Raw genomic sequence first — 21819 nt, 5'->3', positions numbered from 1 at the left:
CTCAATAAAAATTATTTATTGCCCGTTAAATAAGAATTCCACCCGGCAATTTTATAATCTAAAGACGCTTTTTCAATATTTTCCGCCTTGTAAATTCCGCGTCCTACGATAATAAAATCGGTTTGCAAATTTTTAAAAACATATTCCGGCGTATTATATTGCTGCCCTTTTCCGTCGCCGGAGTTTTCTAAATTCACACCCGGCGTAAATAATAAAAGGTCTTCCGGAATTTTATTTTGAGAAACGCCACCAATCACATTTGGATGAGAAAGTGCTATTTTTAAAGCATTTTCGCGATAATCCGAATTCGTTAAAGTTCCTTTCGAAGACATTCCTAAAATGGCAATTACACCAACATTTAGAAAACAATCTAAAGAAGTTTCTCCACCAATCACCTGCGAAGTCACAAGATCTGCCCAGAAAGAAATTTTATAAATTCCGTTAGCAAACTGCAATTCCTGAGTATTTCCAATATCAGCAAATTTGCGGTCTTCCATTAAAAGAAAATTGTAATTTTTTGATAATTCTTTTAAAGGTAAAATGGTTTCATCGAAATCAAAATCTGTGATAATATCTATGTGCGTTTTTAAAGCCACGATATTTGGACCCACTTTTTCGGCAAAATCTAAAAGTTCTTTTGTCGTCAAAACATCTGCAGATGCGATTAAATTAGATTTTTTTTCAATAGCAATTTCCAGAATCTTTTTAGCGAAAGAGTTATTGGTTTTTTCTAATTTTTGTTCATAAGTCAGGTGTTTTTCAACTTCAAAATTTACTTCATTTCCAGTGAGAAAATCATTGATTCTGGTGATTTCTTCTTCTGAAATTAAATTATTATTTCTTAAAATTTCGCAAACTTCTGTAATGTTAAAAAGTGAATGAACTTTAAAACCTTTTTCCTCTAAAAGTTCTTTTCCACCTTGCTGACGGTCTAAAACAACCACAATATCTGAAACAGAAATGCCTTCATTTTCAATTTCCGGAATAGTTTCCAGTAAAGATTTTCCGCTCGTAATAACATCTTCCACTAAAAGACAATTTTGTCCCGTACTGAAAATTCCTTCAATTAATTTTTTTGTGCCGTAAGTTTTTGCTTCCTTTCTTTTAATAATTAAAGGCAATTCGCTTTGAAGCGACATTGCCGTCGCCATAGGAAGCGCCGCATAAGGAACGCCGCAAATAATATCAAAATCGGTTGTAGAAATTAATTCTAACAAATAACTGGATAGTTTTTTTAAAATTTTTGGGTCAGAAGCAAGTGGTCTTAAATCTACGTAAAAAGGACTTTCAATGCCGCTTTTTAGGGTAAATTTTCCAAATTTTATGATGCCCAGTTTGTAACATTCTAATAAAAAACTTTCCTTATTATCCATTGTTTTTTGTTTGGTGCAAATTTAAGATTATTAGTTTAAAATATAGAATTATAACTTTTACTTTTTTATTTCCTAAATTATTATCTTTGAGAGGTTTTTAAACAAAAAAAATTTAAAATGAAAAAATTTTATCCAGTACTTTTTTTACTGATTTCTACACTTAATTTTGCGCAGGTTGATCAAAAGAAATTAGATGAATTAATTCAAAATACTTTAAAAACTTTTGATGTTCCGGGAATGTCGGTTGGAATCATAAAAGATGGGAAATTAATTTATTCTAAGGGTTTTGGAGTTGCTTCATTGACGACAAAAAAACCAATGGACGAAAATACTTTGGTAGGAATTGCCTCAAATTCAAAAGGTTTCACAGTGACTGCTTTGGCAATACTTGCTGATGAAGGAAAATTAAACTGGGACGATAAAGTTTCAAAATATATCCCCGAATTTAAATTATCTGAAGCTTATCCAAGTCAGGAAGTAACAATTAAGGATCTCGTAACGCATCGTGCCGGCCTTGGTTTAGGTGCGGGTGATCTAATGTTTTTCCCTGAAGGCGGGACGCAAACTGTAAATGATATTGTAAAAAATATCCGTTATTTGAAACCAAATTATTCTTTCCGGAACGGTATGGAATATAATAATGTGATGTTCATTGTTGCGGGAGAAATTATCCACAGAGTTTCCAACTTGGACTGGGCAGATTTTATCGAGCAAAGAATTTTAAAACCTGTTGGGATGATTTCAAGTTTTGGAAGTTATGATCACGCAAAAAATGTTTTAAATAAAATTGGCGCACATGCACCAATCAACGGAAAAGCTGTTCAAGTGCCACACGACTGGAATGACACAGCAAATGCGGCGGGCGGAATTATGAGTAACATTAAAGATATGACGATCTGGGCAGATTTTCTTATGAATGGCTGGACGACGAAAGATGGTAAAAAATTGGTTTCCGATAAACAAATTCAGCAAATTTGGCAGATTCAGCGTCCAATTTCTGTTGCTTTAAAAAACCCTTACGACACTCATTTTTACGGTTACGGAATGGGTTGGTTTTTAAGTGATGTCAAAGGTCATTTTCAGGTGCAGCATACTGGCGGATTAATTGGAACGGTAACTCAGTTTACTTTAATTCCGGATATGAAACTGGGAATTGTGGTTTTAACAAATCAGCAAAGTGGTGCAGCGTTTAACACAATCACGAATACAGTGAAGGATAACTACTTTGGAATTGAAGATAGAAACTGGCTGAAAACTTACGGCGACAGAATGCAAAATTATGACATTAAGATCGCGAAAGGGAAAGCAGATGTTTTTGCTAAATCTGATTCTTTTTCTAGAAGCAACTCAGTACCAAAAGATTCGCAATTTATTGGAACTTACGCAGATAAATGGTTTGGTGATGTTGATATTAAAAAAGAAGGAAAAAACTACCGCTTTAATCCCAAAAATTCACCGCGTTTAAAAGGAACTTTATTGCCTTATTCTGAAAATACCTTTATCGTAAAACTGGACAATCAAAGTTATGATGCTGATGAATTTATCACTTTCAATTTTGATGAAAACGGCAACGCCACTTCCGCTAAAATGAAGCCGATATCAGACGTGACAGATTTTAGTTTTGATTTTGGTGATTTGGATTTGCAGAAAGTGAAATAGTTTTTTTTTTACCACAATGTCACGAAGATCTTTTTTGGAATATTTTATCGACAAAGACACAAAGTTTAAAGCAAATTTTTCCGTAATTAAACTTTGTGTATTATAGTGAAAATCTTTGTGTCTTTGTGTTTAAATAAACTAATTATGGTTTAAAAAACGCCACCAATTTTTTTTCTGCATTTTCAAAGTTAGACCATTGCTCACAATCAATATTATAAAGTGCTACACCACAGGTCGGAAAATGAACAATATCTTCTGACAATGAATTAGCAAAGTTTGAAATTCCGTTATTATGGGAAAATACCGCTACGGCTTCATTAGAATCGTCTAAAGATAAAATTACAGAGAGAAAATTTTTCTCAGAAGGATGGTATAGTTTTTCCGCTGTTTCGAAGGATTTTCCATATTTTTTTGAAAATATATCACAGGTTTCAACCGTTCTTTTTGCCGGACTTGTTAAAAAGTAATCAACTTTTAACTCTTTTTCAAATAAATTTTTTGCCATTTCAGTAGCGTCTTTAATTCCTCTTTCAGCCAAAGGTCTGTCAAAATCTTCTGTGTCTTCCGGCCAGTCGCTTTTAGCGTGGCGCACAAGTATCAATGTTTTCATCGGTGTTTTTTAGTTTTTTTGTAAAATTTTAAATCATTCAAAAATTTGCATTATTAAATTTATAAAAAATTTTTTAGTTATTTAAATAAAGAAAAACATTAAAATTCATGGTTTTACTAAATTTTAGTAAATTTGCCAATTGATGGGAAAAGTACTTGCAATAGATTATGGAAAAGTGAGATGCGGTCTTGCGGAAACTGATGATTTAAAAATAATTGCGAGTGGCTTACCAACAATTCCTAATGCGGAACTTTTAAATTTTTGTAGTGATTATTTTAAAAATAATTCAGTAGACGAAGTTGTAATTGGCCAGCCAATTGATTTAAAAGGAAACTTATCAGAAATTGAAAATGATATTTTAAAGTTTATTGAGAAATTTAAAATCAATTTTCCGGAAGTAAAAGTTTCCCGTTTTGATGAAAGATTTACCTCTAAGATGGCGAGTTTTTTCATTAGTCAAAGCGGTAAAAGCAAAAAGAAAAGACAGGAAAAAGGTTTAATAGATAAAGTAAGTGCAACAATAATTTTGCAAAACTTTTTAGAACAGAAATAGAAATGATATTACCAATTCGGGCTTTTGGAGACCCGGTTTTAAGAAAGAAATCAAAAGAAATTTCGAAAGATCATCCAGAATTAAAAACATTTATTGAAAATATGTTTGAAACTATGGCAGATGCGAACGGAATTGGCTTGGCTGCGCCGCAAGTTGGTCTGGATATTCGTGTTTTTGTGGTAGATCTTTCGCCCTTAGCAGATGATGAAGATTATGAGGAGATTGCAGAAGAATTAAAAACTTTTAAAAAAGTATTAATAAACCCTACAATTTTAGAAGAAACCGGTGAACTTTGGAAGTTTAATGAAGGTTGCCTCTCAATTCCTGATATTCGTGAAGATGTGGCGAGACACGAAACCATTACCATCGAATATTTCGATGAGAAATTTAAAAAACATACTGAAACTTTTTCAGATATGCGTGCGAGAGTTATTCAGCACGAATATGATCATATAGAAGGAATTTTATTTACTGACCACTTAAGCTCATTAAAGAAAAAAATGATCAAAGGAAAACTGGTAAAAATCTCGCAAGGCGACGTGAATGTAAATTATAAAATGAGATTTCCGAAGTAGGAAATTAATTTAAAAATATTTAGATAAAAATTTAATAAAAAAAATATGCAATTAGAAAAAATAATCTCAATTTCTGGTAAACCAGGACTTTTTAAATTGGTTTCTCATTTGAAAAATGGTTTTATAGTTGAAGATATTACGACTAAGAAAAAAGCCAGTATTTCTAATTCTTCGCAGGTAAGTTTGCTTGACAATATTGCGATGTTTACTTTTGATAAAGAAGTGCCTTTGTTTGAAGTTTTAGAAAACGTAGCAAAAAAAGAAGATTACAAACCAACGATTTCTCACAAATCTACAGATGCTGAACTTAGATCTTTCATGGATGAAGTTTTGCCGGATTATGACAAAGAGCGTGTTTATGTTTCTGATATTAAAAAATTATCTCAGTGGTATAATTTGCTGGAAAAAGCAGGTTACATTACACCTGAAAGTTTTGTGAAATCTGAAGAAACAAAAGAAGAAGAATCTTCGATCACAGATAAAATAGATGATAAAAAGTCTGTTCAGAAAAAAGAAAAAGCGGTTACTCCAAAAGTGAAATCTTCTTCCTCTGCAAAATCTACAGCGAAAAGTACGCACAGAAAAATGGGCTAAAATATTAGTAATAATTAATTAGCAATAAATAATTTACTTCGGCAAAGTTTGTTCTTTGCCGATTTTTTATTTAGCGAAAAACCAAAAACCGAAAACCAAAAACCAAAAGCCAAAAACTAAAAACGTAAAATATGACTTCCAAAGAACAAAAACTACAATTATTCTCCGAACTTTTAGATATTATGGATGAACTTCGGGAAAAATGTCCTTGGGATCAAAAGCAAACTTTTGAAACCTTGCGACCTTTAACTTTAGAGGAAACTTACGAATTATCTGATGCTTTGTTGAAGGAAGATTTAGTTGAAATTAAAAAAGAATTGGGCGATGTTTTATTGCATTTGGTTTTTTATGCAAAGATTGGTGAAGAGAAAAATGCTTTTGACATTGGTGAAGTTATTAAATCTTTAAGTGAAAAATTAATCTTCCGCCATCCGCATATTTATGGTGATGTTGAGGTAAAAGATGAAGAGGAAGTTAAGCAAAACTGGGAAAAATTAAAACTAAAAGAAGGAAATAAATCTGTTTTAGGCGGCGTTCCAAAAAGTTTACCATCATTAATTAAAGCATACAGAATTCAGGAAAAAGTAAAAGGTATTGGTTTTGAATTTTACAACGCTGAAGATGCGTGGAAAAAAGTAGATGAAGAACTGGAAGAATTTCACGCGGAAACTGATTTAAATAAAAAAGAAGAGGAACTCGGCGATATGTTTTTCTCATTAATCAATTATGCCAGAATGAACGGTTTGAATGCTGATTCCGCTTTAGAAAAAACCAATAATAAGTTTCTCGCGCGTTTCCAGTTAATGGAAAAAATGTCTGCTGAAAATAATGAAAATCTGAGTGATATAAGTTTACAGCAAATGGATGTTTATTGGGAAAAAGCGAAAGATGAATTGAAAAAATAAAAAAAGTCCTGAAATTTAACTTTCAGGATTTTTTTAATTTATTTTCTTTCCGTCTATCGTCTAAAAGTCTTTTTCACTATTTCATCTTTTCTGCATCTGCTACAAATTGCGCCAGACCTTTGTCAGTCAAAGGATGATTTAATAAATTTAAAATCGAAGGAAGAGGAGAAGTGATCACGTCTGCGCCAATTTTCGCGCAGTTGATAATGTGCATTGGCGAGCGGATTGACGCTGCAAGAATCTCACAGTCGTAATCATAATTATCAAAAATAATTCTAATTTCTTCAATTAAATTTAAGCCATCAACCGAAATATCATCCAGTCTTCCCAAAAATGGCGACACATAATTTGCGCCGGCTTTTGCTGCTAAAAGTGCCTGTCCCGCAGAGAAAATTAAAGTACAATTTGTTTTAATCCCTTTGTCGGAAAAATATTTTAAAGCTTTTATACCATCTTTTATCATCGGGATTTTCACCACAATATTTTTATGGATTTTTGCTAACTCATCACCTTCAGCGATCATTTCTTCATAAGTTGTCGAAAGAACTTCTGCAGAAATTGCACCGTCTACGATTTCGCAAATCGTTTTGTAATGGGCGTTAATAGCCTCTTTTCCGCTGATTCCTTCCTTCGCCATTAACGATGGATTGGTCGTCACGCCATCCAAAATCCCCAAATCCTGAGCTTCTCTTATCTGATCTAAATTCGCTGTATCAATAAAAAATTTCATATAAATATATTTTTATCAAGCAAAGGTAGGGCTATTTTTTAGGAGCAACAAGATTAGTTTTTTGTTTTAAAATTTGTCCCGCTGTTCACTTTATCTTTTTACGCGCTCGCCTCGCTCGCGCAAAAAAAAAGGATGCCGTTGCCATCGGGGCTACCTCGAAGTTTTATTTTTTCGTTCAAAAGATCATAAATATTTTACAAAAACAATTTGCAAAAAACTAATTTTGTAAGAACCAAATACCAAATACCAAATACCAAATACCAAATACCAAATACCAAACACCAAACACCAAACACTAAAATATGAATATACTTCTGGCTTCAACTTCAACGCTTTATGGCGGCAATTATTTAGAATATTTAACTGAAGAACTGAAAAGTTTATTTCAGGGAATTGACGAGATATTATTTATTCCTTTCGCCCGTCCTGGCGGTATTTCTCATGAAGATTATACAGCAAAAGCAGCAGAATTTTTTTTAAAATTAAATATTAAGGTCAAAGGATTACACGAATTTGAAGATAAAACCAGTGCTGTAAATTCTGCGAAAGGCTATTTCACAGGTGGTGGAAATACCTTTCTCTTAGTGAAAACTTTACATGAACTTGGCATTATGAATATTTTAAAATATAATGTCGAAGGTGGAAAACCTTATCTCGGAACAAGCGCCGGAAGCGTTATAGGAACATTGAATATGAGAACTACGAATGATATGCCGATCGTTTATCCGCCAAGTTTTGAATGTATGGCATTAGTTCCATTTAATTTAAATGCGCATTATCTTGACGCTGATCTGACTTTAAAACATAACGGCGAAACTAGAGAAACAAGAATAAAAGAATTTTTAACCCAAAATAACTCGAAAGTTATCGGATTGCGCGAAGGAAACTGGATCAGAAAGATCAACGAAAAAATTACAGTTGAAGGTCCGGAATCCACAAGAATTTTTGAAGTAGGAAAAGAACCGTATGAAATTAAAAGCGGAAGTGATATCAGTAATTTTTAACTTGAAAACAATCTTTTAAAAATAAGGTTTGATCAAATCCATTAAAAAATCCGGGCAACTGCATATTTTTTTTGTTTCAGAATTAAAAAAGTATAAGGTGGTTTTGGCTTCCGTTATTTTCTGTTTTTTTGGATTGTAAATTTCATACTCAAATTCGATTCTCACACCCGGAATTTTTTTTATAAAAGTATGAATTTCTAAAACTTCATCATAAAAAGCTGGCATTAAATATTTTATAGAATACTCTGAAACAGGTAACCAAAAACCAAGCTTTTCGATCTCGTCGTAAGACTTCCCAAGCGTGCGAAAAAGTTCAACGCGCGCAATTTCGAAGTAGGCAGCGTAGTTGCCGTAATAGACGTATTTCATAGGGTCTGTTTCGGCGTAACGTACTCTTATTGTGTGTGTTGTGTGTATCATTTTAAAGTATTAAACAAGTCATACAAATATATTTTTTAATAATCAATAGTACAAATATTTTTTTTGCAATTAAAAAAGAAGATATTTGTCTCCCTTCAAAACATAACCAAAAAACTTCTACTGTTCCATAAATAATGAATGAAAATCTTGACTTAATTTGGGAAAACTGCCTTCATTTTATGAGGGACAATCTCAATGCTGCAGAAGACCACACCGACTTGAAAAAACTGGAAAATTCATTCGATTTATTGTTTGACAAAGTTCAGCCTTTGTCTTTGGAAAATTTTAATTTAACGCTTTTAGTTCCAAGTGATTTTTATAAAGAATACATAGAAGACAATTATTTGGCACTTCTTTCTGCCGCTTTGAAAAAAAATATCGGTAAAGGTGTAAAATTATGGTATTCTGTGATGGAAAACAAACCTCAGGGGAAAGAAGAAGCCATCACTTTGAATATGAAAGGGAAAACAACTGTTTCCCCGAAAGTACAGCAAACGAGACCACCATCAGTTTCCAGTGAATTGGTAAATCCATTTGCCATTCCCGGGATGAAAAAAGTGGAAATTAATTCAAACTTAAAAGCAGATTTTTCTTTTGATAATTATGTAGAAGGTGAAAGCAATAAATTTGCAGCAACAGTTGCACGTTCAATTGCAAAAAGACCAGGTTCGACAGCATTCAATCCACTGTTTTTGCACGGCGGTTATGGTGTTGGAAAAACACATTTAGGTCATGCCATTGGTCTGGAAGTAAAAGCCTCTTTTCCTGATAAAGTGGTTTTATATTTATCCTCAGAAAAATTTATTCAGCAATTTATTTCTGCTGCAAAAGCGCGTAAACAAACAGAATTTTCAAATTTTTACCAAATGGTAGATGTCTTGATCATTGACGATATTCAGTTTTTATCCGGTAAATCAGCTACACAAGACAGTTTCTTTCATATTTTTGATTTTTTACATCAAAATGGAAAGCAAATTATTTTGACTTCCGATAAAGCTGCGGTTGATATAATGGATATTCAGGAAAGAATTGTTTCCCGTTTTAAATGGGGACTTTCAGCTGAAATAAAATCACCCGATTTTGATACAAGACGAAAAATAATTGTTGACCGTTTAAGTCGTGACGGAATTGTTTTAACCGATGATATGCTTGATTTTTTAGCTGCAGAAGCACAAACAAACGTTCGCGAACTTATAGGAATTATAAACGCTGTGATCGCTTATTCTACAATTTATAAGTCAGAATTGAGTCTTGAACTTTTAAAAGATACTATTTCAAAAATTGCTTGTAGTAAGAAAAAAGTGATCAATATTCCTTATATTCAAGATGTTGTTTGTGAGTATTTTGGGATTAAAAGAGAGCAACTTTTATCTAAAACAAGAAAAAGAGAAATTGCTCTACCGCGCCAATTAGCGATGTATTTTTCGAAAGAATACACTAACGCAACATTTACAAAAATTGGTGAAGAAATGGGCGGAAAAGACCATTCAACCGTAATGTACGCTTGTGACACTATTCGAGATGTTGGTAAAATGGATAAAGAAATTAAAAAATATTTAAAAGATTTAACCGAAAAAATTAAAAAATAATCGAATAAACTTTACTTTAAATTTATAAAAAACATAAACCTTTCAAAATAATATTTGAAAGGTTTTTTAAATAAAATATATTATGAAAATCTTAATGGTTTGCCTCGGAAATATTTGCCGAAGCCCTTTAGCAGAAGGAATTTTAAAATCAAAAATATCAGATAATCACGTTGTGGAATCTGCCGGAACAATTGATATGCACGAAGGAAATCAACCTGATAAACGTTCTATAGAAGTTGCGAAAAAACACGGAATTGATATTTCTTCCCAAAAATCAAAACATATTCAAAGTTCAGATTTAGACAATTACGATCTGGTTTTTTGTATGGATAAAAATAATTTGAAGGACGTAAAATCTTTAGCAACCAATGAAAAGCAAATTCAAAAAATTTCATTAGTCTTAGATAATTCAGAAGTTCCGGATCCTTATTGGGGAAAAGCAGATGATTTTGAAGATGTTTTTCAGCTTTTAGACAAAGCGTGCGATGAGATTGTAAAAAATTTAAAACAATAATTTAAAACTTTTATCTTTACACTTTTACCTTTTTATTTTTAAAATATGCTTTTTTTAATTCCCGCTTATTTATCGCCAGAAACGCCACAAGATTACTTTGGAAAAATTATTTCAGAATACATTTTGAAAACCAATTACTTTTTTGTAGAAAATGAAAAACCAGCAAGAAAGATTATTAAATATTTTTGCCCGGAAAAAAAACAATCAGATTTAAAATTATTTGTCGTTGATAAATATTCCAAAAATTCTGATTTTTTAGAAGCTCAAAAACTAATGCGGGAAGGTGCTGATTTTGGATTACTTTCTGACGCTGGTTTGCCTTGCATTGGGGATCCGGGGAATATTGTGGTAAAATTTTGCCATGAAAACAATATAAAAGTTATTCCAATTAATGGTGCAAGTTCTTTTGTTCAGGCTTTGATCGCAAGTGGTTTTAATGGTCAGGAATTTACTTTTAATGGTTATTTACCAATTGAAAAATCTGAACGAAAAGGAAGAATTAATTCAATGGAAAAACTATTGCAGAATACTGGTTTTACTCAAATATTTATGGAAACACCGTATCGAAACATGCCTTTATTTGAAGATCTTTGCAAAAATCTTTCCTTACAAACCAAACTTTGTATCGCTGCAAATATCAATCATCCGACAGATGAATATATTAAAACTTTAAATATTAAAAACTGGCAAAAGCAAAAGCCAAATCTTCACAAAATACCGACTGTTTTTATTTTAGGAAAATAGGCAAAATCGACTTTAACATTAATTAACAAAAGCTTTGCATCATTCTTGAATGTAAGTTTGAAAATAAATTAACTATTATGTCAGACAAAAAATTAGCAGGAATCTGGATGGATTCAGAAAATGCAATTGTAGTAAAAAATCACGATATCGAAAGCGCTTTTAAGTTTTTCCTTTGTGATCCGGTAAAAAGAATCGTTCAGGGTGGAAATTCAAGTGAAAACGCAGCGAATAATGCTGAACAAACTAACACAGCCAAGTTTTTTAAAGATTTAGAGCATCTAATTACAAATACTCAGGAATTGTATGTGACTGGAACGGGAACAATTCAGGAACAGTTTAAAAACCATTTAGCTGAAACTGCTCAGTTTAAAAATTTAAAAGTAACATTGGGAACTGACCAAAAAATGAGCGGTGACCAATTTTTAGAAAAGGTAAAAGAGCATTTTAACGCTTAATTTCACTTTAAAAAAAAAAAATGTCCTAACATTCGTTAGGACATTTTTTTTTCTTAATTCTTTCTGACGCCAGATAAAATATTTGGAAAATAAGTATCAGAAAGATGTTCAAATTCATCACCGCGCATAAACATTGAGGCATCAATTTCTCTGTAGGAATGTCTTCCTGTGGCGGAAATTAATTCATTACAAGTATGCAAGGTATTTTTATGAAAATGATAAACTCGTTCACTTTTATCGTTTACATCTAAACCTTTCATCAACATTTTATCTTGTGTTGCAACGCCGGTCGGGCAATTGTTTGTGTGGCATCGCAGCGCCTGAATGCAACCTAAGGAAAACATGAAACCTCGAGCATTGTTGCACATGTCCGCACCCATCGCTACTGCGCGAAGAATATCTAATGAAGTCAAAACTTTTCCACTGGCAATTACGCGCAATTTTTTTCTAACATCAAAAGCTTTTAAAGTCGTGTTCACAAAAATTAATGCAGGTTCTAAAGGCATTCCCACACCGTCAGAAAATTCCGGTGGTGCTGCGCCGGTTCCGCCTTCCGCGCCATCAACTGTTATAAAATCTGGATAAATTTTCATGACGTTCATTTGTTCACAAATATCTTCAAACTCTGTAGTGTCACCGATGCAAAGTTTAAATCCGACTGGTTTTCCGCCGCATAATTCACGAAGTTCCGCTACAAATCTTAATAGTCCTGACGCATCTGAAAAGGCTGAATGTCCCGGTGGTGATAAAACAGTTGTTCCCGGTTGTATATGACGGATTTTTGCAATTTCTTCCGTATTTTTAATTGCAGGTAAAACGCCGCCATGACCTGGTTTTGCACCTTGTGATAATTTTATTTCTACCATTTTTACGTTTGGTAAAGTGGCATATTTTTTAAATAATTCACCGGAAAATGTACCATCTTCATTTCTACAGCCAAAATATCCTGTTCCAATTTGCCAGCAAATATCGCCACCTCCTTCTAAATGGTAAGGCGAAAGTCCACCTTCACCAGTGTTATGGTAAAAATTTCCTTTTCTTGCACCACGGTTTAACGATACAATTGCGCGGCTGCTTAAAGATCCAAAACTCATGGCTGAAATATTTAACAAAGACGCGTCGTATGGTTGAGAACATTGTTCATTTCCAACAATGACCCGAGGTAATATTTCCGAAGGACTTTTTGCGTAGATCGAATGTTTTAAACCTTCATATTTTCTTTGGTTAATTTCTAGTTGCGTACCAAAAGGCACATTGTCAGGCAGATTTTTTGCTCGTCTATACGCGGCAGCGCGTTGATTTCTAGGAAAAGGTTTTCCGTCTGTTTCACGCTCAATAAAATACTGCTGCATTTCCGGTGAAATTTCTTCAAAGAAATAGCGAAAATAGCCTAAAACAGGGAAGTTGCGAAGGATTGCGTGTTTTGTTTGCGTTAGATTATAAAGGCCAATTAAATAAATAATTAATAACAATATTGGAATCCAGTAATCGGCTTTTATAAGAAGGGCAATTGTAGTCGAAAATATGATCAAAACAGCGCCCCAAACTAAAAATTTATTTCTCATTTTTTAAATTTTATCAAAATTACGATATTATTTAAAGATAAGAAATTTCGTTTTAAAAAGAAGAAAAAGGAAGAAATTAGCCTAAAAATGTTTTAAGCATTTTGAAGGAAATCGGCGAAACTGAAACTAACTGAAACCGTTCCATTTTCTAAAATTTTAGTTAATTCCAGATTTTCAATTTGATTGACAGAGCTTAAATCAAAAGGTTTTTGCACACGCACATAATTTTCTGTAAAACCAAACATAAAACCGTTTTTATTTTCGTGTTCCCACAAAACCGATAAAGTTTCCCCTAATTGAGTTTGATAAAACGCCATTTTCTTTTTTTCAGATAAAATTCTAAGCATTTTATTACGGCGTTTTCGTTCCGGAATTGGAACAGCATTTTCCATTGAAGCTGCTTCCGTATTTTCTCTTTCAGAATAAGTAAAAACGTGTAAATAACTGATAGGAAGTGAGTTTAAAAAATTATAAGTTTCTAAAAAGTGTTCTTCCGTTTCACCCGGAAATCCAACAATTACATCAACGCCAATGCATGCATTTGGCAAAACTTCTTTTATTTTTGAAACCCGATTTTGATATAAATTTGTCAAATATCTGCGTTTCATTTTTTTCAAAAGATCGTCGCTACCGGATTGTAAAGGAATATGAAAATGAGGTACAAACCTTTTACTTTTTGCGACTAAATCGATGCAATTATCATTTAATAAATTAGGTTCAATGGAAGAAATACGAATCCTCTCAATACCTTCAACTTCGTTTAAATTTGAAATTAATTCTAAAAAAGTGTGTTCGTGTTTTTTATTTCCAAATTCGCCTTTGCCGTAATCGCCAATATTGACGCCGGTTAAAACTATTTCTTTAATGCCTTTTTGTGAAATTTCTTTTGCATTTTGCACAACACTTTGAATGGTGTCAGAACGTGAAATTCCGCGAGCTAAAGGAATTGTGCAATACGTACATTTATAATCACAACCATCCTGAACTTTTAAAAAAGCGCGTGTTCTGTCGCCGATGGAATAACTTCCAATAAAAAAATCTGTTTCTTCAATTTCACACGAGTGAACTGAAGCATGTTCTTTTGTCTTTTCTAAATCTTCGAGGTAACTTAAAACATTAAATTTTTCTTTCGCACCCAAAACAAGATCTACACCTTCAATCGCAGAAATTTCTTCCGGTTTTAATTGTGCGTAACACCCGATAATAACCACTAAACCTTCAGGATTTGCCTTCAATGCACGTTTTACGTGAAGTTTACATTCACGGTCAGCATTTTCTGTAACCGAACAGGTATTTATAATATAAACCTGTGCAGATTCTTCAAAACCAACTTTTTCATAGCCGGAATCTGTCAATCGACGCGCAATAGTAGAAGTTTCTGCAAAGTTTAGTTTGCAACCTAAGGTATGAAATGCTGCTTTTTTGGTAGTAATTAAATCCATAATTGAAGCGGCAAATTTACGAAAGAAAATTAGATCTAATTTATTTAAAGAATTTATGGCAAAAATAATTTAAATAAAAATTTTCTATTTGATTCTTAAATTTCAAATGTCTAAATTGCAACTTCAATTAATTTTTGAACAATCAAACTATTGGCACAAAATTTATCGTATATATTTGTATGGATTGTAAAGTAACTTCATTTATGGAAGATTTAAACTCATTGAAGATTGAAAACCTTCAAAAGTGGTTTAATGACGAAAGTAGAATATGGATTCCGCCAGCGGGTGAAGTTGTAGGTGTTAGAAGAATTATGGCCTTATTTAGAGCTATTTTCAGAAAATATGAGAAGCTTGAATGGGACGTTGATGAAATTTTTTCTTTAGGAAATAATAAATTTTTCTATGAAACAATGTCAAAAGGAACCATTGCAAATAAGGGTATTTACAGTAACCAAATTTGTACTATCGTTTCTTTTACAGAGAACGGAACTATAAAATTTTTGTCAGATTATTTTAAAGATACAAATTGTTTTAAATAAAATATATTTTCAGATAATTTAAAGACCTTTTTTAAAAGGTCTTTTTTTTGTCAAAATTTTTTGGAACAATTAAAATATTATATTTGTCTTTACAAAAACAAAATAACTAAAAATGGATTTTAAAAACTTCAAAATGCCTTACAGCATTAATAAAGATTTTACAGAAAAAACGGCTTATTTTTCTATGGAATTTGCCATTGATCAGGCTTTAAAAATATATTCAGGTGGTCTTGGATTTCTTGCCGGTTCTCATATGAGAAGCGCTTATAATTTAAAACAGGATATTGTTGGCATCGGAATTTTATGGAAATTTGGATATTACGACCAGGCGAGAAATAGTGATCAAACTTTACTTCCGACCTGGACGAAAAAAATGTACAGCTTTCTGGAAGATACTGGTATTAAATTTCAAATAGAAATCCACAGTGCGCCGGTTTGGGTTAAAGCTTTTTATCTGAAACCTGAAACCTTTGATACAGCGCCGATGTTTTTTTTAAGCACAGATGTGCCTGAAAATGATCATATTTCAAAAACAATTTCTCACCGTTTGTATGACGCCAACGAATCTACAAAGTTGGCGCAGTACATTTTGCTCGGGAAAGGAGGTGCAAAATTGTTAGATATGATGAATTTTGAGCGTGAAGTTTACCATCTTAATGAAGCGCATGGTTTGCCTGCAGCATTTTATCTTTTAAATAAATACGGCGGTGACATGGAAAAAGTGAAAGAAAAACTGGTTTTCACGACGCATACGCCGGAAGAAGCCGGAAATGAAAAACACAATATTCATCTTTGTTCTGATATGTCTTATTTTTCAGGATTGAACATTGACGCTGTAAAAGATATTGAAGGCGTAAGTGACGACCGATTTAATCATTCACTTTGTGCTTTGAAAATGGCGCGGGTTTCTAACGCTGTTTCTCAACTTCATGGTGAAGTTTCCCGGAAAATGTGGAATAAATATGATGGAATTTGTGAAATAAAAGCGATCACAAATGCGCAGGAATTTAAATATTGGGCTGACAAAAATTTATATAAGGCCAAAGATAAAAATGACAATTCAGCTTTTGATGAACGAAAAAAATTACTTAAGAAGCGCGCTTTTAAAATTGTAGCAGATCAAACGGGAAATCTTTTTGATGAAAATACTTTTACGATTGTTTGGGCGAGACGTTTTGCAGGTTACAAAAGAGCTGATTTGCTACTTCACGATAAACAAAGATTTGAAAAATTATTAAATAATCCAAAATATCCGGTGCAGATCATTTGGGCAGGAAAACCTTATCCGATGGATTATTCGTCGATTTCTACTTTTAATTCTTTAGTGGAAGAAAGTAAAAATTATAAAAATATGGCAGTTTTGACAGGTTACGAACTGGCTTTAAGTAAAAGTTTAAAACAAGGTTCTGATCTTTGGTTGAATAATCCGCGCGTCCCAAGAGAAGCTTCGGGAACTTCAGGTATGACGGCTTCTATGAATGGTTCCGTAAATCTTTCAACAGACGATGGCTGGATTCCGGAATTTGCTAAAAATGGTGAAAATTCTTTTGTAACGCCTTTGGCAGATTATGATAATTTAAGCATTTATGACCAGGACAAATTTGATCTGGATAATCTTTATGACGTTTTAGAAAATGAAATTTTGCCGATGTATTATGATGAGCCAAAAAGATGGCGCGAAGTCGTTAAAAATGCGATGAATGATGTAAAAGATCAATTTAACAGCGATAGAATGGCGACGGAATATTACGAACAGATTTATCGGAAATAGACTTTTAGATAAAAGAAAAAAGATCAAAGACTTTTAAATAAAAAATCCACGAAAATTAATTTTTTCGTAGATTTTTTTATATTAATAATTACTAATTACTAATTACTCATTACCAATTACTTATAATCAATGTCCGTACATTTTATTGTAAAGATCGAGATATTTTTCTTTAATTGCTTTTCGTTTTAATTTTAAAGTTGGTGTAAGTAAACCGTCTTCTACAGACCAAACGTCAGGCGTTAATTCAATCATTTTTATCTGTTCCCATTTACCCAGATGACGGTTATATTGTTCTAATTCTTTCTCAATTCGATCTTTAATCTCCTTATTATTACAAAGATCCTGATTAGTGTCACCGACAGAAACATTTTTAATTTTTGCCCAACTTCTTACCATTTCAAAATTTGGCTGAACCAAGGCACACGGCATTTTTTCCCCGTCACCTACAACCATTATTTGATCTATAAATTTTGAAGCTTTTGCTGCGTTTTCAATGACTTGCGGTGCGATATATTTTCCACCGCTTGTTTTAAACATTTCTTTTTTTCGATCGGTAATAAAAAGAAAATTATCTTCGTCTAAATGTCCGATATCACCCGTCATAAAGAAACCATCTTTTGTGAAAGCTTCCTCATTTTTATCTTCAGCTTTAAAATAACCTTTAGTTATTGACGGTCCTTTCACGATAATTTCGCCGTCCTGAGCAATTTTCACTTCCAAATTTGCCAGGGGTTGACCTACAGAACCAATTTTTAGCTTTTCAAAACTATTTACAGCAATTACAGGCGAAGTTTCTGTCAAACCATAACCTTCCAAAATAGGAATTCCAGCCGCATGAAACATTGTATTTAATCTTTTAGATAAAGCTGCAGATCCAGAAACGAGCGTTAAAATATTTCCGCCTAAACCTTCCCTCCATTTTGAAAATACAAGTTTATCAGCGATCCAGTGTTTGAAAGTTTTAGATTTGTTGATGTCATAATTTTCTGCAATTCCAACGGCCCACAGGAATATTTTAGCTTTTAATCCACCAGCAGAAGTACCTTTATTGTAAATAGTATCGTAAACTTTTTCTACTAATCTTGGAACGACGGTCATATATTGAGGTTTAACCTCGCGCACATTATCGCCAATTTTTTCAATACTTTCAGCGAAATAAATTGAAAATCCGTTGTAACTGTAAATATAATAGATCATGCGTTCGAAGACGTGGCAAATTGGAAGAAAACTCAGCGCTTTCATTTCTTTATAATCAATATTCAGTTTTGGAATTCGCGGTGTTGAAGCCAAAACATTTGAAACTAAATTTCGATGAGTCAACATGACGCCTTTTGGTCTTCCCGTTGTTCCGGATGTGTAAATTAAAGTGGCTAGATCTTCTTCATTGATGGAATTCTTTAAATCTTCAACTTCATCTTGTGTGGCATCATCTTCCCCCAAATCCAGAATTTCCTTCCAGCTTGGCGCGCTTTTAACGTCATCAAAACAAAAAATACCAACTAAAGAATTAACCGATTTTTGAACGTCTATTAATTTGTCATAAAGATCTTTATCAGAGACAAAACAATATTTTATTTCGGCATTATTAAATATATAAATATAATCATCCACAGAAATTGTTGGATAAACTGGCACCGTAATCACACCAATCTGAGAAATTCCCAAATCCATAACGCACCATTCTGTGCGGTTCGTGGTAGAAATTAAACCAATTTTATCACCAGGTTTTATTCCTAGTTTTAATAATCCACGGGAAATTTTATTACCCTGATTTACAAATTCTAAAGTAGAAGTTTTTTGCCATTCACCGTTTTTTTTCGTCACCAAAAAGTCATCTTTTGGAAATTTATCTAAAGCATTTTGGGCAAAATCAAAAAGTCTCGTCATCGACATATTTATTATATTTAAATAAGATTAGTAGTTCTATTGACTATTTAGTAAAAATATTAAAATTTCTGATATAAATCTAAAAATAAAATTATTTTAATGTTTTTACTATTTATCGTAATTTTACAAAGTAACACTAAAATTATTTTATGGATTTTAATTTGACGGAAGAACAACTGATGATTCAGCAAGCTGCAAGAGATTTTGCACATTCTGAACTTTTAGCCGGCGTGATAGAAAGAGATACAACTCAAACATTTCCTGCGGAACAGGTAAAAAAAATGGGCGAGCTCGGTTTTATGGGGATGATGGTAGATCCAAAATATGGCGGCGCAGGAATGGACAGCATTTCTTACGTTTTAGCCTTAGAAGAATTATCAAAAATTGATGCTTCTGCAGCAGTAGTAATGTCTGTAAACAATTCTTTGGTTTGTGCAGGTTTAGAAAAATTTTGCAACGAAGAACAAAAACAAAAATATTTAAAACCCCTCGCAAGTGGTGAAGTGATTGGTGCGTTTGCTTTAAGCGAGCCGGAAGCAGGTTCTGATGCTACTTCACAAGCAACTACAGCGATCGATATGGGCGATCATTATCTTTTAAACGGTACAAAAAACTGGATCACAAACGGAAAAAATGCAACTTACTATGTTGTAATGGCTCAAACTGACGCTTCTAAAAAACATAAGGGCATTAATGCTTTTATAGTAGAAAAAGGTTGGGAAGGTTTTGAAACAGGTCCAAAAGAAGATAAATTAGGAATTCGCGGAAGTGATACCTGCTCTTTATTATTCACAGATGTAAAAGTTCCAAAAGAAAACAGAATTGGCGAGGATGGTTTCGGATTTAAATTTGCTATGGCAGTTTTAAATGGCGGAAGAATTGGCATTGCTTCTCAGGCTTTGGGAATTGCGAGTGGCGCTTATGAACTGGCTTTAAAATACGCCCAGACCAGAAAATCTTTCGGTACAGAAATTATCAATCATCAGGCAATTGCTTTTAAATTAGCAGATATGCACGTGAGTATTATGGCAGCAAGAATGCTTTGCTACAAAGCAGCAGCTGAAAAAGATGAAGGAAAAGATATTTCTGAAAGTGGCGCAATGGCAAAACTTTATGCTTCACAAGTGGCGATGGACACAACGATTGAGGCTGTTCAAATTCACGGTGGATACGGATATGTGAAAGAATACCATGTTGAAAGATTGATGCGTGATGCAAAGATTACTCAAATTTATGAAGGAACTTCCGAGATCCAAAAAATTGTGATCAGTAGAAGTATTTCGAAAAAATAGTTTAATTTTATTTTAAATTAATAATATGGAACAGGAAATCTACACCGAAAAAAAGAGCAGTTCACGCAAATTTTTTCTTTGGATCATCTTAGTTATTCTCTTATTTGGCGGCGTTTTTATCTGGTACAAATACTTTTTTGTTTTTGGTGAAGGCGTAAAATCCGGTCAGCTTAATTTTGTTGTAAAAAAAGGAAATGTTTTTAAAACTTATGAAGGAAAACTGATTCAGCAGGGTTTCGGGAATAACTCAAAATCCGGCGCTTTGACAAGTTATGAGTTTGAATTTTCAATAGAAGATAAAGCCGTTTTCGACCAGCTTGAAGCCAATAGCGGAAAGAATTTTGATCTGCATTATAAAGAATACCACGGGACGATTCCCTGGCGCGGAAACACAGTTTACGTTGTAGATAGAGTTTTAAACTCTAAATAAATATAAAACCTTTCAATTTTTTGAAAGGTTTTTTTGTTACTTTTATATTTAAATTAAATTCATGAAATTTTATATTTTTCTATTTGCTTTAGTTTCAACCTCAATTTGTGCCCAAAATAAAATGGAATTTACCGATGAAGTTGCCACAAAACTGGCTGAAAAACCTTTGAAATGCATCAATTAGGAATATCCAAATAAGACTGCGCACGTTATCAATTCTGCTGCAGAAGCGACCTTAACACCGCAAGATCTACACCCAACTTTTTACGGGTGTTTTGACTGGCATTCGTCTGTTCATGGGCACTGGATGCTTTTAAAGATTTTAAAAAGCAAACCGGATTTTGCAAAATCTGCTGAAATCACTACAATTTTAGATCAATCTTTTCAGGCGGATAAAATGAAAAAAGAGGCTGAATATTTCACCAAATATGAAGTTGCACAGAATTTCGAAAGAACTTACGGTTGGGCCTGGATTTTACAATTAGACAAAGAATTGGCAACGTGGAAAGATCCGCAAGCAAAGATCTGGCACAAAAATTTAAAACCTTTAACGGACGAAATTCTAAAGCTTTGGAAAGATTATTTACCCAAACAAACTTATCCAAACAGAACCGGCGTTCATCCAAATACGGCTTTTGCAATGTCTTTTGCTTTAGATTGGGCAAGAGCGACCGGCTACAAAGATTTTGAGAAAATTCTCATTGAAAAGTCTAAATATTTTTACTTAAAAGATGAAAAAACGCCCGCTTATCTCGAACCGGACGGAAGTGATTTTTTTTCACCAAGTTTAGAAATCGCAGATCTGATGCGAAGACTTCTTCCGCAAAAGGAATTCGTAAATTGGTTAAATAAATTTTATGATGAAAGAAGTATTGAAAATATTTCTAAAATCCCTGTAATAAGCGATATTAATGATTTCCAGACCGTTCATTTGGTTGGTTTATCATTTACAAAAGCGTGGTGCATGAAAGGAATTGCGAATGCTTTACCTAAAAATCATCCGCTAAAAAGTAAATTCACAAGAACGGCAGATATTTTTCTCAAAAATGCCTTGCCTTTGGTTTTTGCTGGAAATTATGGTGGCGATCATTGGTTGGCGAGCTTTGCGGTTTATGCGCTTTCGCAGGAATAGTTTTTTAACCACAAAGGCGCAAAGATTTTCACTAAG

At 33.1% G+C, this 21819-nt stretch carries 22 protein-coding genes and 1 pseudogene; 16 read left to right on the top strand and 7 right to left on the bottom strand.

The window, feature by feature from the left end:
* Positions 1–11: 11 nt before the first annotated feature.
* Entirely contained in the window at positions 12–1373 is a 1362-nt protein-coding gene (gene pyrF, locus BM238_RS05630; protein WP_090079239.1) for an orotidine-5'-phosphate decarboxylase, read from the bottom strand.
* A gap of 117 nt (positions 1374–1490) precedes the next feature.
* Between pyrF and BM238_RS05625 the strand changes: the two genes are divergently transcribed.
* Positions 1491–3032 carry a serine hydrolase gene (locus BM238_RS05625; protein WP_090079238.1) on the top strand — a complete coding sequence of 514 codons (1542 nt, stop codon included), beginning with the start codon at positions 1491–1493 and terminating at the stop codon, positions 3030–3032.
* Between the two features lie 142 nt (positions 3033–3174).
* On the opposite strand, the gene BM238_RS05620 is transcribed toward BM238_RS05625, so the two are convergent.
* Complete coding sequence (locus BM238_RS05620; RefSeq protein ID WP_090079237.1) at positions 3175–3642, bottom strand: SixA phosphatase family protein; 468 nt, start codon at positions 3640–3642, stop codon at positions 3175–3177.
* A 142-nt stretch (positions 3643–3784) separates the two neighbouring features.
* Between BM238_RS05620 and ruvX the strand changes: the two genes are divergently transcribed.
* From ruvX to mazG, 4 genes are all read left to right on the top strand, one after another.
* Complete coding sequence (ruvX, locus tag BM238_RS05615) at positions 3785–4195, top strand: Holliday junction resolvase RuvX (protein ID WP_090079236.1); 411 nt, start codon at positions 3785–3787, stop codon at positions 4193–4195.
* 2 nt (positions 4196–4197) lie between these two features.
* The gene (gene def / locus BM238_RS05610; protein WP_090079235.1) at positions 4198–4770 is read left to right on the top strand and encodes a peptide deformylase; all 573 of its coding nucleotides are present in this window, start codon (positions 4198–4200) and stop codon (positions 4768–4770) included.
* Between the two features lie 45 nt (positions 4771–4815).
* On the top strand, positions 4816–5364 hold the full coding sequence (locus BM238_RS05605; RefSeq protein WP_090079234.1) for a DUF5606 family protein: 549 nt from the start codon (positions 4816–4818) through the stop codon (positions 5362–5364).
* A gap of 131 nt (positions 5365–5495) precedes the next feature.
* Positions 5496–6269 (top strand): nucleoside triphosphate pyrophosphohydrolase, encoded by a 774-nt coding sequence (gene mazG, locus BM238_RS05600; RefSeq protein ID WP_090079233.1) that lies wholly within the window; start codon positions 5496–5498, stop codon positions 6267–6269.
* Between the two features lie 76 nt (positions 6270–6345).
* Here the strand turns inward: mazG and fsa are convergent, their stop codons facing one another.
* Positions 6346–6999 carry a fructose-6-phosphate aldolase gene (gene fsa / locus BM238_RS05595; RefSeq protein WP_090079232.1) on the bottom strand — a complete coding sequence of 218 codons (654 nt, stop codon included), beginning with the start codon at positions 6997–6999 and terminating at the stop codon, positions 6346–6348.
* A gap of 302 nt (positions 7000–7301) precedes the next feature.
* Between fsa and pepE the strand changes: the two genes are divergently transcribed.
* Positions 7302–8003 carry a dipeptidase PepE gene (pepE, locus tag BM238_RS05590; RefSeq protein ID WP_090079231.1) on the top strand — a complete coding sequence of 234 codons (702 nt, stop codon included), beginning with the start codon at positions 7302–7304 and terminating at the stop codon, positions 8001–8003.
* A 15-nt stretch (positions 8004–8018) separates the two neighbouring features.
* Here pepE and BM238_RS05585 read toward each other — a convergent pair whose 3' ends face one another.
* Complete coding sequence (locus BM238_RS05585) at positions 8019–8423, bottom strand: acyl-CoA thioesterase (RefSeq protein WP_090079230.1); 405 nt, start codon at positions 8421–8423, stop codon at positions 8019–8021.
* 134 nt (positions 8424–8557) lie between these two features.
* Between BM238_RS05585 and dnaA the strand changes: the two genes are divergently transcribed.
* From dnaA to BM238_RS05565, 4 genes are all read left to right on the top strand, one after another.
* Positions 8558–10012, top strand: coding sequence for a chromosomal replication initiator protein DnaA (gene dnaA, locus BM238_RS05580; protein WP_090079229.1), 1455 nt, complete (start codon positions 8558–8560; stop codon positions 10010–10012).
* 82 nt (positions 10013–10094) lie between these two features.
* Positions 10095–10526 carry a low molecular weight protein-tyrosine-phosphatase gene (locus BM238_RS05575; RefSeq protein WP_090079228.1) on the top strand — a complete coding sequence of 144 codons (432 nt, stop codon included), beginning with the start codon at positions 10095–10097 and terminating at the stop codon, positions 10524–10526.
* 45 nt (positions 10527–10571) lie between these two features.
* Positions 10572–11270 (top strand): SAM-dependent methyltransferase, encoded by a 699-nt coding sequence (locus tag BM238_RS05570; RefSeq protein WP_090079227.1) that lies wholly within the window; start codon positions 10572–10574, stop codon positions 11268–11270.
* 77 nt (positions 11271–11347) lie between these two features.
* Positions 11348–11725: a hypothetical protein gene (locus BM238_RS05565; protein WP_090079226.1), complete on the top strand. Its 378-nt coding sequence runs from the start codon at positions 11348–11350 to the stop codon at positions 11723–11725.
* A gap of 53 nt (positions 11726–11778) precedes the next feature.
* Here BM238_RS05565 and BM238_RS05560 read toward each other — a convergent pair whose 3' ends face one another.
* Positions 11779–13290, bottom strand: coding sequence for an FMN-binding glutamate synthase family protein (locus BM238_RS05560; protein ID WP_090079225.1), 1512 nt, complete (start codon positions 13288–13290; stop codon positions 11779–11781).
* 92 nt (positions 13291–13382) lie between these two features.
* Positions 13383–14732: a tRNA (N(6)-L-threonylcarbamoyladenosine(37)-C(2))-methylthiotransferase MtaB gene (gene mtaB / locus BM238_RS05555; protein ID WP_177205433.1), complete on the bottom strand. Its 1350-nt coding sequence runs from the start codon at positions 14730–14732 to the stop codon at positions 13383–13385.
* A gap of 179 nt (positions 14733–14911) precedes the next feature.
* Here mtaB and BM238_RS05550 point away from each other — a divergent pair, with 179 nt between their 5' ends.
* Positions 14912–15271, top strand: a complete 360-nt coding sequence (locus BM238_RS05550; protein ID WP_090079224.1) for a nuclear transport factor 2 family protein — start codon at positions 14912–14914, stop codon at positions 15269–15271.
* Positions 15272–15383: 112 nt separating this feature from the next.
* A complete protein-coding gene (gene glgP, locus BM238_RS05545; protein ID WP_090079223.1) occupies positions 15384–17042 on the top strand; it encodes an alpha-glucan family phosphorylase in 1659 nt (552 codons plus the stop codon).
* Positions 17043–17168: 126 nt separating this feature from the next.
* On the opposite strand, the gene BM238_RS05540 is transcribed toward glgP, so the two are convergent.
* Entirely contained in the window at positions 17169–18935 is a 1767-nt protein-coding gene (locus tag BM238_RS05540; protein ID WP_090079222.1) for an AMP-dependent synthetase/ligase, read from the bottom strand.
* Positions 18936–19078: 143 nt separating this feature from the next.
* Between BM238_RS05540 and BM238_RS05535 the strand changes: the two genes are divergently transcribed.
* The 4 genes and pseudogenes from BM238_RS05535 to BM238_RS05525 all read left to right on the top strand — a co-directional run.
* Positions 19079–20221, top strand: coding sequence for an acyl-CoA dehydrogenase family protein (locus BM238_RS05535; protein ID WP_090079221.1), 1143 nt, complete (start codon positions 19079–19081; stop codon positions 20219–20221).
* 25 nt (positions 20222–20246) lie between these two features.
* Positions 20247–20651, top strand: coding sequence for a hypothetical protein (locus BM238_RS05530; protein WP_177205432.1), 405 nt, complete (start codon positions 20247–20249; stop codon positions 20649–20651).
* Between the two features lie 61 nt (positions 20652–20712).
* Positions 20713–20835 carry a hypothetical protein gene (locus BM238_RS14590; RefSeq protein ID WP_262490309.1) on the top strand — a complete coding sequence of 41 codons (123 nt, stop codon included), beginning with the start codon at positions 20713–20715 and terminating at the stop codon, positions 20833–20835.
* A gap of 12 nt (positions 20836–20847) precedes the next feature.
* Positions 20848–21783 (top strand): annotated as a pseudogene (locus tag BM238_RS05525) (DUF2891 domain-containing protein); the annotation flags it as partial.
* Between the last annotated feature and the right edge of the window lie 36 nt (positions 21784–21819).

This window comes from Halpernia frigidisoli (assembly GCF_900113805.1).
Lineage (GTDB): Bacteria > Bacteroidota > Bacteroidia > Flavobacteriales > Weeksellaceae > Halpernia > Halpernia frigidisoli.
The sequence above is the reverse complement of the archived record's forward strand: the minus strand, read 5'-3'. Positions and strand labels throughout refer to the sequence as shown.